This window comes from Chryseolinea lacunae (assembly GCF_016735595.1).
GTDB classification, from domain to species: Bacteria; Bacteroidota; Bacteroidia; order Cytophagales; family Cyclobacteriaceae; genus Chryseolinea; species Chryseolinea lacunae.
Map to the genome: position 1 here is coordinate 99,784 of NZ_JAERRB010000001.1, position 17,329 is coordinate 117,112.

Genomic DNA, 17,329 nt, shown 5'->3' on the forward strand with positions numbered 1-17,329 from the left:
TTCTTTATGCTTTAACGTTTGTTCATTTTTTTATTTTCCGGTCTTCGTCCAGCCACTTCAACACTTCGGCAATATAGATTTCGCCGGTCATTTCTCCGAGGCTTGTGCGGCTCACGTAGTCGTAGCGTGCAAAGCTGTTGAAGTCCACTTTGGTGAGGATGTAGCCAAAGGCGTCGTTGGTGAGGCCGAAGAGAAACGGATGGTCGGTGTGCATATTCCGTTTGATGTAGAAGCCGATGTTGGGCAAAGCTTCGCCGGGTATGGTGAGCACGCTGGCGGTTCCGATTTGCAGGTAGTTGAGCCGTGTGGTGATGCTGTTGTTTTTCAGCGGTGGCATGTTGAGCGGTGAGTGTTCCAGGATGTAGCGCATCATTTCCGACTCTACGGGAAACGACACGTTGCGTGATGCACACCGCAGCACGGGATCGTTTTGCACGCTGGCCGTTCCTACAATGCGCAGGGCTTCGTCGGCCAGCAGGGTGCCAATGCGGGTGCATTCTTCCCAGGTGTTGGCCTCTTTGCCATCGGGCAGCCGCACGTCGGCCGTGACCATGCCGCCTTGTGCGCCGTTCATAAACAACGCCACACCGCCGACACGCGCCTCGATGCTGGCACAGAGCGGCCCGCACAAATCAGGACTGAGAATGCCTTGCCCCGACCCGATCACTTCGGGGTGCACGGCATAGTTCACCAGTGTGACGATGACTTTGTCTTTATTCTTCCCCGACACGCCCACGGCCTGGATAACACCACAGCGCGGGTCGTAGAGTTTGTCGGCGTAATAGTTATAGGCAATTTTTCCTTTTGCTTCGCCCACGGCAATTTTCAACACCGCCGGTTCCAGCTTCGCCACGGCGTCGTTCACCGCCTCGGCGATGAGCGTCACGCAACGATCGAGGTATTTCAAATCGGCATGCGATGTTCCCGTTTCATCCGGAAATCCGTAGGCATCGGGTGCGCTGTGGGTGTGGGTGGCGCCAATCAGAATGTTTTCCGGCGGAATGCCTTTGATGAGCGCGCGCGACCGGTCGCCCAGCACCGACGACCACCCCAGGTTATCGACACTGACAATGGCGACGCGTGTTCCTCCTTTTTCCAACACCATGGCCCGCACAAACAGATCGCCTTTCTTCAGGGTAGACGGCTTTGGTGTTCCGATGCCGCCCGACACCGGCAACAGCGGATCGGGTGTGATAATGCGAACCGCGGCGGCCGCCTTGAGGGCCTGACCCACAGCCGACGACGCGAACATGGCGGCGGCGCAGAAGAGAAGGAGCTTTAGGTTCATGGTGCGAAGGGTCATGGTCTGGTGGCGTGTGTTAAAAATAGCAGCATACCCGGGTGGTTCATTCGTATATCGCGTAAATGAAACGTGAAAACGCGTCAGTAAAAAAATAGCGGAGGGACGCTCCGCTATTTTCCTTTTTTATAACCCAACTATGAAATTCTAATTCCAGGGCTTGCCTGTGCCTTGCAACAGCCAAGGTTTGGACCATGCGCTGTTTTTGGCATCGGCTTGTGAGTAGCCGGTGATTTCCAGTTTGTCGATGGCCGACATGGTGTTGCTTTCGTTCAACAACAGTTCTTCCTTCACATAATAGAATCGTACGGGGAGCACATCGCGTTTTGCTGCGGGGCCGGCCTTCAGGTCGGGAAGTCCGGTGCGTCTGTAGTCAAACCACGCTTCCGTTGCTGCCGTCCAGCTGGCAATCCATTTCTGCTCGATGATTTGTTCTAACGTGCCGTTGTAGGCTACGTCAGCACCAGCCATGTAGTCGCCGAGGTCGTCGGAAACACCCCATGTTTCGAAAGAGGCTTCGATGGCAGCGTTGTAGTGTTCTTCGGCATCGCCGGCAGCCCAGCCCTTCAAGGCAGCTTCCGCCAGGATGAAATGAACTTCTGCAGCCGATACCAGGCGTGCTTTCAACAGATCGCCTGCTGGTTCTTTATACATTTCGTTCAGAAACGATACGTGCGGATTGTTTGACGTCTGACCGGGTGTAGGGTTCAGATTGTAGGCCGAAGGCAAGGCCGAAAAACTGGTGGGCAATCCAACATACTCAGGATCGGTATCGATCTGTGTGGTCCCTACCTTGTCGGGCGACAAGTGACGCACTTTTTTGCCATTGACTTCAACAATCTCGTCTGTGCCCGCAGGAAACGCAGCACTCACTTCCAATGGAATCTCAACTTTCTGTGCCCACACACCCAGGCGTGGGTCGTTAATTTCCTGCAGTCTTTCCACCAGTGTGGCGGCCATTTTTATTCTCTTGTAGTTGCTTTCGCTGGGATCGAACGCTGTGCTGGCGGGCCATGATGTATCGGGGCTGTTGCCTGTGAAAGGCATCGCAGCATCTTCGTCGGCCGAAGTGATGAGGGGATATTGCGAAGGATTGGCCACGATCTTTTCGATGCCTGCCTTGGCAACGGCGGCTTTCTTCACCGAGATGCGCATGTAGTAGCGCAGCAGCAATGAGTTCGCGAGCTTTCTCCATGCCGCGGGATCACCCTCGTAGAGAACATCCACGTTGCCGTCGATTCCAACATAGTCACCTTTGTTCTTCGACAACAATGTGTTGGCGGCTTCCAGGTCAGCGATAATCGCGTCATAAATAAATTCCTGTGTATCGAACTGAGGTTGCAAATTCTCCATGCCTTCGTCGCCCTTGATGGCTCCGGTATAGGGTGCATCGCCCCAGAGGTCGGTAATCAATCCAAACAACATGGCCTTCATAACCAGTGACGCCCCCTGATGAAATTCATATCCCAATTCGGTTGCTCTGTCGTAGACAAGCTTGTTATTCACAAGGATCTTATAATATGGTCTCCAATCCTGACTTCCACCCCAATCGTAATCGTTGTGTTCGCTGGACCATGCGTCCTTTTGCGTGTGTTGCACCACGCCGGCAATGTTCATATAACCAAGGTTCACAAATGCTTTTGCTGTTTCCGTAACTACTGTTGGAAACACAAGGTTTGGATTCACAACGCTTGGCTGAACACCATTTGTATTCACGTTCAATTCCGTCAGATCTTTACAAGACAGTAAGAAAAGCGGAAGGACCAAAACGAGTACTCTAAATTTTTTATTCATACTAGTTTATAATTTAGGAGTATTAAAAAGTTAAGTTAAGCTTGAACCCCACAGGGATTGTCCAAGGTGTCACGTTATAGCGTTCGATACCTTGTTTGAACTGCGTACCTGCGCGAACGCTGGACTCCTGCTGGAAAGCCGTTTCAGGATCAACACCGATTTTCGCCTTTGTCCAAAGCATGATGTTTCTGCTATACAGGGAAATACTTGCGTTTTGCAATCCCAGGCGTTTTACCAACGTGGTAGGAATGGCATAGCCAAGGGAAATTTCTCTCAGCTTGATGAACGATGCATCAAATGTAGCGGCCTTCATGAAATCCCAGGGATAGTTGTCGCCATAAGGAATGATCTTGGTATCGGGACCGCCTAAGTTTTCGGTATATCCGGTGATGTTTCCATCGCCATCATATTGTGCAATAACACCAGGGTTGAAAACGCCGTAGGGATAGGTGCTTCCGCCATACTCAAAGGGGAATCCACCATACTCAGCCGTAGGGCCACCTACAATGTTGAAGTGATCCTGAACTCTAACCAGGTCGTTATCCACCAAATAATTGCGCAGTGCATCGCCCGAAAGATTTCCGGGATTGATAAGCATGTCGAGGAAGCGTTGTGATTTCAAATCCGACTCGCTGTAGCGATAGGTTTGCGACACAAATTGTCCACCACTTCTCCAGTCGAAGGAAAGGTTCAGCGAGAAGCGTTTGTAGCTTAGCGACGTCTGCATACCCACAATAAAATCTGGATTGAAGTTTCCGATCTTGTTTTTCGAATTGGCCGAGCTCACATTTTGCCAGGAACCGTTTTCATCCAGAATAGGATATCCATAGTAGGGCGATTCTTTGTCTGTCACGGTCACCAGTTCCGCATCATACAAATCGCCGATCTTGTCGCCGACATAGGTACGGGCGCCACCTTTGGCATCTTCCCAAAATGTAAAAACATCCTGACCTTCGGCGAGGTCCTCTATGATCGAAACGTTCTTCGAAAAATTGGCATTCACATCCAGACGGAGATCGCCCTTTTCAATGACCGTTCCACCCAGCGCCAGCTCTATGCCTTTACTTACTACCAAGCCTGCGTTAAATTTCATGGCATCAAACCCTGATGATGGGGTCACCGAGTTAGCCAATATTTGGTTTCGGTTCTGCAGATAATAATACGTAGCACCGAAACGAATACGATTGGCAAACATATTCAGGTCGAACCCGTATTCGTAAGACGTTGCCTTCTCCGGTTTCAGATCCGGAATAAAAATTGTTCCTGACTTCGTCAGCCGGGTGATGTCGCCCCACGCTTCAGCGGGGTCCAGAATGTTTATCAGTTGATATGGATCGGCGTCGTTACCGGCTTGTGCCACTCCACCTCTCAATTTTAGCAAGCTGATGCTATTGGGCATTTTAAACATTTCGTTCAACAAAACACTAAGCGACGCAGAAGGATAAAAATAAGATCTGTTTTCTTTCGGCAAAGAACTTGCCCGGTCGTTACGTCCGGTGATATCTAAGAATATCATGTCCTTATATCCCAAGTTCAAGAGACCGTAGAAGCTGTAGATCGCCTTCTCGCTGCGGAAGTTTCCATACTGAAGATTCGATGGCGCGATGTTCGATAGTGTGTAGAGCCCTGGAATGGTCAACCCAGTGCCATTCCTGGTCTGCGCGCTGACAGTGCTGAATTTATACGTACGGGCATTTCCACCAATTGATGCTGTGACGCTCAATGCCCCTAACTCCTTCTTGTAGGTTGCCAGGAAGTCGGCGTTTCTTTCATATTGTGTAATGTCGTTTATCCCATAGGCACCGCGTGATTCACCTGTATAGCTATAACCGATCTTTGTTTCACGGGTCTCCTTATAGGTATCAAGTGCATAACGTCCCATAAAACTGAATTCGGGTGTGATTTGCCACTCTGCCTTCAGGTTACCATAGACACGGTTGCGTTCGAAGGCGTTCTTTACTTCATGCGCCAGGAAATACGGGTTGTTGTATTCACCAGCTGCATTGTCCTGTGTCAGCTGTTGTATTCCTTCCTGACCTTTCACCCAATAGTCTTTCATGTCGCGAATGTCGATGTGGGGAGAAACAGCATACGCCCATTGCAACGGATTTGTGCCGCGATTTGTGCTGGGTCTGTTGTTGGAGTTGTTGCGTGTGAAATCCAGGTTTGTGCTGATCTTAAGGTTCTTGTGCACATTCACCGACGTGTTCAGGTCAAGCGTGTTCTTAAACAAATCAGAACCCGGCACGAGGCCACGGCTCGACATGTTGGAATATGACAACCGGTAGGTGCCCATCTGCGAGTTGTTAGCAACCGAAACGCCATTCGTTGTAGTGATGCCGTTCTGCACAAAATTCTTTACGTTGTTCGGATGCGATGTGAGCGGTGTGGCAATAGGATCGCCGTTTGCGTCCAGAGGGCTGTTCCACTGAATGGCATTGTAGCCCATGTCCAATTGCGGACCTACGCCACCGGCCGATGCTTCGTCGATTTGCAACACGCCTCCGGGATAGGGATTGTTATCCGGCGTGAAGGGCAGCACGCCTGTAGCAAACTTGCTGTGCATTTTCAGATACTTATAAGGCACATCGAACACCGTGTTCGACGTTACATTCACCGTTACTTTCTTTGCATTGCCACCACTTTTTGTGGTGATGATAACCACGCCGTTACCAGCGCGTGACCCGTATAACGCCGCAGCGCTGGGGCCTTTCAACACCGTCATGCTTTCAATGTTTTCGGGGTTGATGTCGGCAATCGCGTTACCATAATCCACGCGGTTGTCATTTCCCACCTGACCAATGTTGTTCGACGTGTTTACAATGGGCACACCATCGATCACAAAAAGCGGTTGGTTGTCACCAACCAATGATTTTGTTCCGCGGATGGTCATTCTCACCGAAGAGCCAGCGGCACCGGTAGAGTTGATCGTTACGCCGGGAACTCTTGCCGCCATGCCGTTCAACACGTTCTCCTGCACGACGCGCGTCATGTCGTCGCCTTTCAACTTGCCCACGGAATAGCCCAGTGATTGTTCTTCCCGCTTAATACCCAACGCCGTCACGACCACTTCACCCAACGACTCGGCACTGGGTTGCAGCACCACGTCGATGCTGGTTCTTCCGCTAACTGCAACTTCCTGCGTGGTGTATCCTATATAAGAGAATACAATCACCGCAGAATTGTCGGGCGCGGTGAGCGAATACTTTCCATCAGAGTCGGTGATGGTTCCTATTTGTGTTCCTTTCAGATACACGTTCACACCGGGTAGTGAACTGCCGTCGTCGGCCGATGTAATTCGGCCGGTAATCGTCACCTCGACGGCCGGCACGTTGGCCCATGCGCTGTTGGCAAGCAGCATGGCCATGCACCAGGAGAAAAATAATCGCCTGCATTTTTTTAAACTGTAAAGTTTCTCATTCATAGAAGAAGGGGGTTAAATATTCAGAGTTAGGATTGTTTGTGTTTCTTCTTTTGATGTTCATTTCATCAGCGTGATTGCAGTATGCCGAAAAGCATCTCTCATTCTCCTCTTTCTGCAAGCTTTCACGTTACCTCAGTGCTCCAACTTCGGGTTACAGCAAGATGCTTATTTAAATGACGTCATTTATCACGGACCGTGTGCGCGCATTTTGCGTTAACCAAGGCAAGGTTTGCGCAAGAGTCGTTTATTTAATACTCACTTAATACAATGGTTTTCAATTCTTTATATGACACCCGGTGAACGACGCAAAATGCTCCCTCGGTTGCGCGTTGGCGGCAACCGTGCCAGCTTGCGACACCTTTGGACATGACTTCTTTTTTGCGGAATAAAACGGACTACAACTGCACTTTCAACACAGACAGCGACACGATCACAACACCGACATCGCCTCGTTCTGGTTGGTGAGGGCGGCCGCACCGAGCAGGGCCACGTTGGGATTTTGAGACGGATACAGTTTGAGGCGCTTCAGCGACTCGGGATAGAGAAAGTCTTCGAGCGACCGGAACATCGATTCCCGGAACAACGCATAGGCTGTCGACAACGACCCGCCCAACACGATGGCTTCGGGGTCGTAGGTATAGAGCACGCTTTTGATAGCCTGCCCCATGTGCACACCGAACTCTTCCCAATAGGCCAACGCTTCCACGTCGCCCTGCAGGGCCAGTTGGCTGGCTTCTTCGCCGGTGATGTTATATTTTACGCGGAAGAGGTTTCCGCTGGCATAATATTCTATGTTGTGATCGAGGTATTTGAGCAAGCCGATTTCACCCGCGCCGCAGTTGCTTCCCATGAACAGCTGGTGATTGATGATGACGCCGCAGCCCAGGCCGGTTCCCGACGAAATGGCCACCGCATTGCGCACGCCTCTGAGCACACCAAAACGGTGTTCGCCAAGGGCAAAACAGTTCACGTCGTTGTTCACAAACACTGGCACGTGGAAACGGTCTTCCATGATGTTTTTGAGCGGCACACGCTCCCACGCGGGAATGTTGGCCACGTTAAACACAATGCCTTTGTCAACGTCTACCACCGAGGGCACGCCAATGCCAATGCCTTTCACATCGGGAGTCATGAGGGGATGAATAAAGTCCATCAACTCGTCGAGCGTTTCGTGCAACGAACCTTTGTTGTTGAAACGCGCCTTGCGCGGATGAAGAAGATCTCCGTTTCTTTCTAAGGCTGCCCGCACGTTGGTGCCGCCCAAGTCTACCCCTATATTCATAACATTGATTTTGAACGGTTCTGTTGAGATCCCGAAGTAAACAAAACTAACTGCAACACGCCGGTCCGCTCGTAGAACTTTGCGTCAATAAAACTTCAATTTGCGTAAAGTAGTCGTCACTCTGCGGTCGCTTTCACACTGCGGCTTGCCTGCCCGGCGCGATCGAAACTCCGCAAGGTCACCGTGCCCGTGGCTTGCACAGGGCCATCGTAGCGTGTGGATGCAGACGACGGTTCGCTTCCGTCGGTCGTGTAGCGAATGATGAGCCCCGGATATTCGGTGTTTGCTTTCAGTTCTCCGTTCTCCAGCACCGCTCCCGGTGGCGGAATGCGGTATTGATAGCCGCCGTTCAGATAGTGAAGGCGCGGCAGCTCGCGTTTTGCGAGTGCGTTGGCAAACACGTTCCAGCCTTTCAGCATGAGGGCTTCGCGTTGGGTTCTGTTCTCCACGGTTTCCCATGTGCGCTCGGCCGTCCAGGCGCTTTCGGCAAAGCCGATCAGTTTTGGCAGCATGTAGTATTCCAGCATGTCGCGGCCCTTCACGGTCTCGCACCACACCTGCGCTTCAAGGCCCAGAATGTTTTTGCGCGCTTCGGGCTTCAGGTGTTCTACTATGATTTTGTTTTTTGGGTAGTCGCCCACGCCTTCCAGTTCAAGCTTTTGGCCCAGCGAATTTTTCTTGGTTGTCTTAAACATGTCGAAGGGTGCGAAGGTCCAGCTGTGGCGTGTGTCCACAAAGCCGGCCCAATACAATCCGGGCTCCTGCGGATCTTTGCTGTAGGCCAGGTCGAAATAAAAATTCGAGACGTTGCAAAGCACCACGTTATAGCCAGCGTTGGCCAGGCGATAGCCCAGGTCGGGATAGTCAAAGATGTTGTTCCAGATGTAGGGCACAATGTTGGCTTTGGCAAATTCGGGGTTGGGTTCATACTTGCCGCTTTCCGTTTTCACCAGCGCCACTTCCTCCCAGCCGTCCAGTTGCAGGTTGCGCGACTTCAGGCGCTTCACCAGCTCGCGCAGAAAATAGGTTTGCAGATTTTTCGGATCTCTGATTTCGGGATGTTGTTTCAGCAGTTCGGCTGCCAGCGGCGAACGCGTCCAGGCGCCTTCGGCCACTTCGTCGCCACCGGTATGAAATTCGTCCAGCGTGAGGCCCGCATCTTTGTAGGTAGCGGCAATTTCGTCTACCACCTTTTCGTAGAAATGAAACACCGACTCGCGCGCCACGCTCACCACGTTGTCGCTGTAGCCTTGCGCCGATTCATACTCCGAACGATCGTCGGGATCGATGAGGCGATATTCGTTTGCTTCGGTTTCCTTGCCTTCTTTCATGAGGCGTTCGTATCGTGCTTCCATCGCCTTGATGGCCGCGCGGGCATGACCGGGAAAATTCAGTTCGGGAATAACCTTGATGTGACGTTCGGCAGCATACTTCAAAATTTCGATGAAGTCTTCGCGTGAATAATAGCCATGACCATAGCGACCTTCTTCCTTGGAAAACGGCCCCGAGCCATAGGCCGGATGCAACGCGGGAGCCTCTTTGCCTGATGTGTGTTGCCGTTGTGCGCCAACGTCTGTCAGCTCGGGAAGATCTTTAATTTCGAGGCGCCAGCCTTCGTCTTCCGTGGTGTAGAACAGGAAGCGGTTGATTTTGTAGAATGACAACAGGTCAAGTGTTCGCAGAATGGTTTCTTTGGTTTGAAAATTCCGGCTCACATCCAGGTGTAGTCCGCGAAAGGAAAACCGCGGCGCATCCTCCACCTGCATATGCCGAAGCCTGACGCCAGCCGATTTTGTCTCGTAGTTTTTTAAGGGTATGCACGCACGCAAACTCTGCACGCCATAGAACACCCCCGCCGCATCGCTGCCCGTGATGACTACACCCGATGACGTTATACCAAGATGATAGGCTTCCTTTGAAACACCTTTCACCGTGAGCGGCTTTTGTTCGAGCACAATGCATTTGCCCTTGGGCGCATCGATCGAGGTTATAAATTCCTTGCCCGTGGCAGCGTTGAGATGCTTCGCGAGGTAGGCCGCTTCCTGTTCCAGTCCCTTGCCGTAGTGAATGATCCACTTGTTGTCGATGTCAACCGAGTCTGTACCGGCTTCATAGTGCACGGGGGTGGGAAGAATGGGTTGGAGTGCCGACGCGGGGACGTCGGTCATTTCCAGATTATTTTTGAACGACAGGGCTGCCGACGGAATTGGCTCTTCGTCTTTTTCGTTGCGATTGATTTGCTCGGCGCGAAGAAAGGGTTTGCAGGTGTAGTCGGTGACGTTCACAATCTTCTTCTCGTGACCTTCGTCATCATAAAACACAAAATACAATCCCAACGGACGGTCCGTTTCTTTGATGACGGCCTCTATGCCGCGATAGGTTATCGCCACTGCTTTTCCGGGCGCTAGCGAAAAACCTTTCTCCGGTTTCAACACATACCAGTCGCCATTGATGTGGTGCAGGATGGCAGGCTGTGGTGTTTTGTTTTCGAGAATCTTCCGTGGGGCCATGCTAAAGAAGAGCGCCCAGTTTTTTTCATCGAGCGCCTGCTCGCTGTTGTTTATGATTTCGAAGCGGGCATCGAACACTTCCTTCTGATCGGTGAAGTTGGTGACTACTTCCCACTGAACGGCAATCTTGCTGGCCGTGTCGAGCGGATCTTTCCCTGGCTGGCACGCGGCACAACACACAAGGAGCACAAAACAGAAAATGCGTTTCAAAACGTTCATAGCCACGGGCAAGCGCTGGTTTTATAATTTTATGAAGATCTTCTTGCGATACAAAATATATGCGGTAACAAAATTGATACACACAAACAACAGCGCATACAATACGCTGGCAATCTTTGGTGCTACCGCTACGTGTGTGAGCGCCAAAAAGAAATGCTCGTTCAACGGCGCACCGCCAAAGGGCACCAGGTAGAACAGATAGGAAATAACATCCGACGTGAAGTAGACCGCGATGGCATTGGCACCGAACACGATGCCCGGCCATGTGCCACGGGTGTAGCCACGTATGTCGACCAGATAGTAGGAAGTGCCCAGCACCAACGCTGCCAAACCGCCTGTCACCATCACAAAAGAACTTGACCAAAGATTTTTATTGACGGGAAATGCCAGGTGCCACACATAGCCGATCACCACGGCAACAAAACCACAGACCAGCAACAGAATCACTTTTTCGTAGGGCGTTCGTTTGCTCATCAGCAGGTGGCCTGCCAACAGTCCTCCAATGCCCGTCACAATCGCGGGAAAGGTGCTGAGAATGCCTTCGGGATCCCACGTACCCTGCCACATGCGGCCCGGCAAAAGTTTGCTATCTACCCAAGCCGCCAGATTATAGCCCGGCGCTAACATCACCTTGCCCTGCCCCGGTGTGGGAATGAGATACATGGCGAGCCAATAGGTCACCAACGTCACGGCTCCAATCCACACCAACGTGCGAAACGACGCGTTCAGAAACAGAAACGAGCACACCATAAACACAATGGCGATGCGCTGCAACACACCCGTCACGCGCAATTCCGAAAAATGAAAGTGCGGCAACAGCGTCAGAAAAAGTCCAACGCCAAAAAGCTTCAGCGAACGGAAGATGATCTTTTTGTAAAGTCCATTCTTCGGTGTGTTTTGTTCTACTGCTTTTGTAAACGCCAGCACAATGGAGACCCCGACGATGAAAAGAAAAAAGGGAAAGATGAGGTCGGTGGGTGTCAGCCCGTTCCAGGCGGCGTGTTCCAGCGGTTCAAAAATAAATTCACCGTTGCCAGGATAGTTCACCAGGATCATGGCCGCTATGGTGAAGCCGCGCATGGCGTCGAGCGAAGTAAGCCGCGACGGCACGGCGGTTGGTGTGAGGTCGTTCATAACATCATAGCTTTATAAATATCTTCCTGCGATACAGAACATAGGCCGGCAGGAAATTCAGCGCCACAAAACACACAGCATACAGAGCACTTGCCCACTCGGCACGCACCCCGGCGTCAACCAAGGCGTTGACAACCCGGTGGTTCAACGTTTCGCCTTGCAGGGGAAAGACATAACACACCAGGGCCAATAGTTCGGCCATCACATAAACAGCAATGGCGTTGGCACCGAAAATGATGCCGATCTTTGTTCCGTTTGTCCACCCGCGCAGGTCCACCACATAATAGGCCGCTCCCAGCAACAGCGCAGCAAAGCCCGATGTGACCAACACAAACGAACTGGTCCACAGGTTTTCATTCACAGGAAACACAAGTCCCCACACATAGCCTGCTGCCGCCGACACCAGTCCGGCCACCATGAGGCCAATCACTTTATCTTTTGGTTCCCGTGCACTTTGCAGCCAATGGCCCGCCAGCAATCCCGAGATGCCCGACACGATGGCGGGGAACGTGCTCAGAATGCCTTCGGGGTCCCACGTGCCTTGCCACATTTTTCCGGGAAGCCATTGCAGGTCTACCCACGCCGCCAGGTTCACACCCGGTTCAAGCATCACCTTGCCCTGCCCCGGTGTCGGGATCAGAAGCATGCACAGGCAGTAGGCTATCAGAATGCCCATGCCCACAATCGCCTGGGTGCGCGCCGTGGTTTTCAAAAAGAGAAATGCGCAGGGAAGAAACACCAACGCAATGCGCGGCAACACACCGGTGTAGCGCAGGTCGCTGAAGTTGAAATACGGAAGCAGGTTCAGGAGAATGCCCAATGCAAAGAGCTTCAGAAACCGGATCACAATTTTGCGATAGAGCTCGCCCTTGGGTTCGCCCAGCGCCACCTTGCGGCCATACGCCAGCACGATGGAGATGCCCACAATGAAAAGAAAAAAGGGTGCAATGAGATCGGTTGGTGTGAGACCGTTCCACACGGTGTGGCGCAGGGGCGCGAACACGTGCGCTTCATCGCCTGGAAAATTCACCAGGATCATGGCGGCGATCGTGAATCCACGAAGCGCATCGAGCGAGGTAAGGCGTTGGGATGTCATGTGGTTCGTCCGGGTTAGAAGGGTTCACTGACCAATACGTTGTTCGTGGCCTGAGGCGCGCTGATCACGCCCAGGAAACGGCCCATCCAATAGGGCAACAAAAACGTGTCGCCCGCGCTGATTTCGGCTGCTCCACTTCCGTCTTTGTCGAGACGGAAAAGATTCCGGTTGTGCTTCAGCTCGGGGCGTTCGTCGGGGGGAAGAATTTCGCGCGTGGTTTCACTGCGGAAATTTTCGGGTACGAGTTCAATATCTTTACGGTGACTGTTGTGCTGGCTCCACTCAATCATGTCGAGCGGAAATTCTTTGAGATACCACACGGTTTCGTCGAGTCCAAAATCAGGTGCACCGGTCATGGCATAACAGAGATTCCAAAGGCCGTCTTTTTCAGAGCGTTCAAACGCCCAGTGGTCGCGGATTGCTTCCTTGTATTGTGCGCGGAGCGAATCGTTGAGCGCATAGGGATACAATCCCCAATAGCCCAGAAAATACATTTCGTCGTCCGAATTGTTCCAGCCATCCGAAAGCATCCGGCTCCAGGCATCGGCGTCTTTGGGCGCATAGGTGATGTCGCTTATGGGGCGTGTCAGGTTTTTCAGATAGCCGTCGCGATACAACAGCTGTTCCACCTTGTCTTTGTATTCTTTCTTCTTTGTGAAGTGATAGGCCGTTTGCATAAACGCAATGATGTTGGACGAACCCAGGCGGCGGTCGCCTACCATTTCCGGAAAGCGGTTGATGTAGGCTGGATTCCAGCGGCCCCACAGCGTAGGGCGACCGTCGTAGTCTACCAGCGTGAGATCGTTGGCAAGAATGTAGGCGCTCAGCTGATCGATGAGGTGAACAGCGCGTTGCTTCAACGCCGCGTCGTCGCTGTATTCGGCCACTACGGTCAATGCAAAATATTGTCCCACCGTTTGGTCGCTGCTGGCCGATCCGCGCCAGTCCCACGCGGGCGACACGTGTTGCCAGCTGCTGGGCACGCGTGCATAGTCGGGATACCAATAGTCGAGAATGTTTTCGCGATACTCTTCGCGGATGATGGCGATGCCGGGCCGCTCGAACGTGCGACCGAACAATCCCTTCACCGGTGCCAGCGTATGAAGTCGCTCCATGGCTTCAAAAGCTTCTACACAATTCTGCAAGGCTTCGGGGTCGTGCGTCACTTTGTGGCGAAACACCTGGCTGGCCAGATACATCGCCGTCCAGAGGTTGTCGCTGTCGTGATAGCTGACCTGGGCGGTGGCTATGTTTCCGTCTTTCAGATTCGTCATGTCGCAATTGAACCCATAACGAATGTGTCGTTGCCGCACCTGCGCTTCATAGAACTGCGCCTTGTCGAACAGCGTCATCTTTTCAAAGCGTATGCAGGCAAGTCCGGTGGATGTCAACACCAACACGTCGTTGCCGTTGGCGGCAATGTCCTTCACGTGGTTGTCGGGAAGCCACCGTTGAGAAGCGTAGTAGTTGAACTTGCCATCGTCGCGCAACATGAAGGCGCCTTGTGTTGATCCAAACCAAAGATGGTTGTTTATCTCTTTTACGGTGGTGAGTGTGCGTGCAGGCAAAGCCTTGTGCAGAGAACCTATTTGCGTATGACTGTCTGCGTCCCAGGTGCCGTAGCCGTTCGATGTGCCCACCACGATCCGGTTGTTGTGGGTTTGCGTGAAGCACGTAAATCCTTCGCCGCTAAAGGCACGCACAAGGGTTTTCTGCTCCGGCGAAAAAATCAGAACCGACTTTTTTGCCAAAATCCAGAATTGTTTTCGCGATGCGTCATATTGAATGTCGAGTAACACCTCGGGTGTTATGTCTTCCCACAACACCTTGCTGTCCTTCACATACTGCAACGAACGGCCATCGGAAAGTAAAAAGTCGAATGCCGAACCCGCTGCAAAAAAACGGGGATGCGGCATGGTGTATTTGCAATACACCTCCCCTGCCCAGGCGTTGGCCAACACGGCGTGATCGTCGAAGTAAACAAACTGCCGATCCAACGTGGTCAGACCTTTTATGTTTTTATCCTTCAGTGGCCGATAGGAAGTTTCCGGCACAAGGGTGCCCGGCACCAACAGTTGTCCATTGAACGGTTTCAACAAACCCTCGCGCGAAAGCACCTGAACATTGCCATTCCGGTCGGCACATACTTTCTGTAATTCCGTAGGTCGGCCAGCAAGTGTATACTTAACGCCGTAGTCCTGCGTGTAACCAATGTCCTGATAAACGGGCATCGCTGTCGACACACTTGTTTCGCGCGGTGGAGCAGAACATCTCCACAGCAACAAACCAACCATCACGACAGCGAGTGCGCGCAACATCATTTTCCGGCTTTCGTTTCGGTGGGTGCGCTAATCACGTTGAGGTAGCGGCCCATCCAATAGGGCAACAGCCAGATGTCGCCCGCGCTATACTCCGACGCGCCACCGTCGCCACCATCCAGTTCAAAGCGGTTTGCATTGTGACGGTTGATGGGCAATTCGTCGGGCGGCAACACTTCGGTCGTGGTTTGTTCGCGGAAGTTGGGCTCTATGGGTTCGATGTCCTTGCGATGACTGTTGGCTACTTTCCAGTGGATCAGGTCCAGCGGATATTCCTGCAGATACCACACGGCCTCTTTCAAATCGAAGTCCGACGTGCCGGTGAGCGCAGTGAAAATATTCCAGGCGGCCTCCTTCTCGGGTCGTTCCATTTGCCAGTGGTCGATGATGGCGTCTTTGTATTGTGTCTTCAGGGTGTCGTTGAGGGCGTAGCGATACAGTCCCCAATAGCCCACAAAATACATTTCGTCGTCGGAGTGATTCCACGACTCCGAAAGCATCTTGCTCCAGTCGTCGGCATCGGCGGCGGCTTTGCCGATCTTGGCCATGGGATACATTAGGTTTTTGAAATAGCCGTGCTTGGTCATCAACTCAACAGCTTTGTCTTTATAGACTTCTTTCTTTGTGAAATAATAGGCGGTCTGCAACATGGCGATGATGTTGGCTGAATTTATTTTCCGATCGCCCACACCCCAGGGTCTCTTGTTCACATACTCGGGATTCCATCTTCCCCACACCGTAGGCTTTCCATCCCAGTCCACCATATACATGTCGTTGTCCACGATGTGTTGCATAAGCGAGTCGATGAGGGTGACGGCGCGCTTTTGCAGCGAAGGCTGATCGGTGAGCAATTCGGCCATCACGCCAAACGCAAAGATGTGACCAATGGCTTCGTCGCTACTGGTGGTAGCTTTCCAATCCCACTCGGGATGGCGTGCGCGTTGCCAGGCCTTGTCATCATATTTATATCCGCGACGCTCAAACGAACGCGACGGAAATCCTTTCAACTCGTTCACCGTGTAGAGGCGCTCCATGGCTTCGGTGGCTTCGGTGATGTTTTGCAGTGCGTCGTCTTCTTTTGTCACCACATAGCGAAACACTTCTGCACCCAGATACATGGTGGTCCACAGACCGTCGTTGTCAGAATCTTCCAGCGAACCGGTGGCGAGACTGCCGTCGGTCATGTAGGCCATGGTGGCGTTGAAACCGTGGCGTACGTGGCGCGCACGAACTTGTCGTTGAAAGTAGTTTGCTTTTTCGTGAAGGGTCATGGACTTGAACACGATTTGTGCCAGGCCTTTGTCCGTCAGAATCAGGATGGACGCCTCGGGGCCTTCGGCTATGTCGATCACGTCATCGCCGGGGAGCCATCGTTTCGAAGCGTAATAGTCAAACTTGCCGTCGGTGCGCACCTTGAACGCACCTTGCGTTGTGCCAAACCACAGGGCTCCGCCAATTTCTTTCACCGTGGTGATGTCGGTGGCAGGAAGTTTTGTTTGTTTTTCACCTTTGGTTTGTGCCGTAGCGGCATCGATGGATTGATAGCCATCGTGCGTGCCCACTACCAACGTCTTGCCACTTTCAGTGAGTGCGAAGCTTGTGAGGTCCTTGCCGGAGAAAAATGGTTTCACCGAAAGATCGTTCACGGAGAAAACACTCACACCGTTTGCGGTCAACAGCCAGAACGTATCGGCGGTTGTGCTGTAGTCAATATCCAGAATGGTTTCGGACTGTTTTCCTTTCCACACCGATTTTCCATCCTTCACATATTCAAGCTCATGCCCGTCGGAAAGAAGAAAGGCTTTGTCCTTGCCACCTTTCAGCAGCGAAACGGTGGGGATATTATAAAGTGTGTAAAGTTCCCCAGCCCAGGCGTTGCTCAACAGGGCTTTGTCGTCGGCATACACAAATTGATGCTGATATAGGTTGAGTGCCGTAATCTTCTTGTCGGCTATGGGGCGATAGGTTCTGTCGGCAACCAGGGTGCCCGGATAAAGGAAACTACCGGCGTAGGGCTTCAGCAAGCCGGCCGACGAGAAGATCGAGATCACACCATTGCGATCGCTCACAACTTTTTTCAATGCGACGCCTTCCTGGGTCACGTTGTATTTAATGCTATAGTCTTGTTGAAAGGCCACGTCCGCATGCACGGGTTGTGTCGAGGATGTGGCGGATTGATTTGGTGTGCAGGACTGAAGACAAACCTGAAGGATAAAAAGAAGGACAATGGTCCACGGTGCGCGTTTCATGAA

9 protein-coding genes are annotated in these 17,329 nt (G+C 52.2%); all 9 read right to left on the reverse strand.

What is annotated here, in order from left to right; genetic code table 11:
* Positions 1 to 22: 22 nt before the first annotated feature.
* The 9 genes from JI741_RS00415 to JI741_RS00455 all read right to left on the reverse strand — a co-directional run bounded on the left by JI741_RS00415 (position 23) and on the right by JI741_RS00455 (position 17,326).
* Complete coding sequence (locus JI741_RS00415; protein ID WP_202006628.1) at positions 23 to 1,288, reverse strand: hypothetical protein; 1,266 nt, start codon at positions 1,286 to 1,288, stop codon at positions 23 to 25.
* Between the two features lie 159 nt (positions 1,289 to 1,447).
* Positions 1,448 to 3,094, reverse strand: coding sequence for a SusD/RagB family nutrient-binding outer membrane lipoprotein (locus tag JI741_RS00420; RefSeq protein ID WP_202006629.1), 1,647 nt, complete (start codon positions 3,092 to 3,094; stop codon positions 1,448 to 1,450).
* Positions 3,095 to 3,116: 22 nt separating this feature from the next.
* Positions 3,117 to 6,518, reverse strand: a complete 3,402-nt coding sequence (locus JI741_RS00425) for a SusC/RagA family TonB-linked outer membrane protein (protein WP_236675806.1) — start codon at positions 6,516 to 6,518, stop codon at positions 3,117 to 3,119.
* A 430-nt stretch (positions 6,519 to 6,948) separates the two neighbouring features.
* Complete coding sequence (locus JI741_RS00430) at positions 6,949 to 7,800, reverse strand: ROK family protein (RefSeq protein WP_202006630.1); 852 nt, start codon at positions 7,798 to 7,800, stop codon at positions 6,949 to 6,951.
* Between the two features lie 116 nt (positions 7,801 to 7,916).
* On the reverse strand, positions 7,917 to 10,529 hold the full coding sequence (locus JI741_RS00435; protein ID WP_202008069.1) for a family 20 glycosylhydrolase: 2,613 nt from the start codon (positions 10,527 to 10,529) through the stop codon (positions 7,917 to 7,919).
* Between the two features lie 21 nt (positions 10,530 to 10,550).
* Positions 10,551 to 11,663 (reverse strand): acyltransferase family protein, encoded by a 1,113-nt coding sequence (locus JI741_RS00440; RefSeq protein ID WP_202006631.1) that lies wholly within the window; start codon positions 11,661 to 11,663, stop codon positions 10,551 to 10,553.
* A 4-nt stretch (positions 11,664 to 11,667) separates the two neighbouring features.
* On the reverse strand, positions 11,668 to 12,759 hold the full coding sequence (locus tag JI741_RS00445) for an acyltransferase family protein (protein ID WP_202006632.1): 1,092 nt from the start codon (positions 12,757 to 12,759) through the stop codon (positions 11,668 to 11,670).
* Between the two features lie 14 nt (positions 12,760 to 12,773).
* Positions 12,774 to 14,990: a hypothetical protein gene (locus JI741_RS00450; protein ID WP_236675807.1), complete on the reverse strand. Its 2,217-nt coding sequence runs from the start codon at positions 14,988 to 14,990 to the stop codon at positions 12,774 to 12,776.
* Between the two features lie 86 nt (positions 14,991 to 15,076).
* Positions 15,077 to 17,326 (reverse strand): hypothetical protein, encoded by a 2,250-nt coding sequence (locus tag JI741_RS00455; protein ID WP_202006634.1) that lies wholly within the window; start codon positions 17,324 to 17,326, stop codon positions 15,077 to 15,079.
* Between the last annotated feature and the right edge of the window lie 3 nt (positions 17,327 to 17,329).

Excerpts from the sequence above, each read along its gene's own strand:
- JI741_RS00435 (WP_202008069.1), bottom strand. The coding sequence starts at position 10,529 with ATGAACGTTTTGAAACGCATTTTCTGTTTTGTGCTCCTTGTGTGTTGT.
- JI741_RS00450 (WP_236675807.1), bottom strand. The coding sequence starts at position 14,990 with ATGCCCGTTTATCAGGACATTGGTTACACGCAGGACTACGGCGTTAAG.
- JI741_RS00415 (WP_202006628.1), bottom strand. The coding sequence starts at position 1,288 with ATGAACCTAAAGCTCCTTCTCTTCTGCGCCGCCGCCATGTTCGCGTCG.
- JI741_RS00420 (WP_202006629.1), bottom strand. The coding sequence starts at position 3,094 with ATGAATAAAAAATTTAGAGTACTCGTTTTGGTCCTTCCGCTTTTCTTA.
- JI741_RS00455 (WP_202006634.1), bottom strand. The coding sequence starts at position 17,326 with ATGAAACGCGCACCGTGGACCATTGTCCTTCTTTTTATCCTTCAGGTT.
- JI741_RS00425 (WP_236675806.1), bottom strand. The coding sequence starts at position 6,518 with ATGAATGAGAAACTTTACAGTTTAAAAAAATGCAGGCGATTATTTTTC.
- JI741_RS00440 (WP_202006631.1), bottom strand. The coding sequence starts at position 11,663 with ATGAACGACCTCACACCAACCGCCGTGCCGTCGCGGCTTACTTCGCTC.
- JI741_RS00430 (WP_202006630.1), bottom strand. The coding sequence starts at position 7,800 with ATGAATATAGGGGTAGACTTGGGCGGCACCAACGTGCGGGCAGCCTTA.
- JI741_RS00445 (WP_202006632.1), bottom strand. The coding sequence starts at position 12,759 with ATGACATCCCAACGCCTTACCTCGCTCGATGCGCTTCGTGGATTCACG.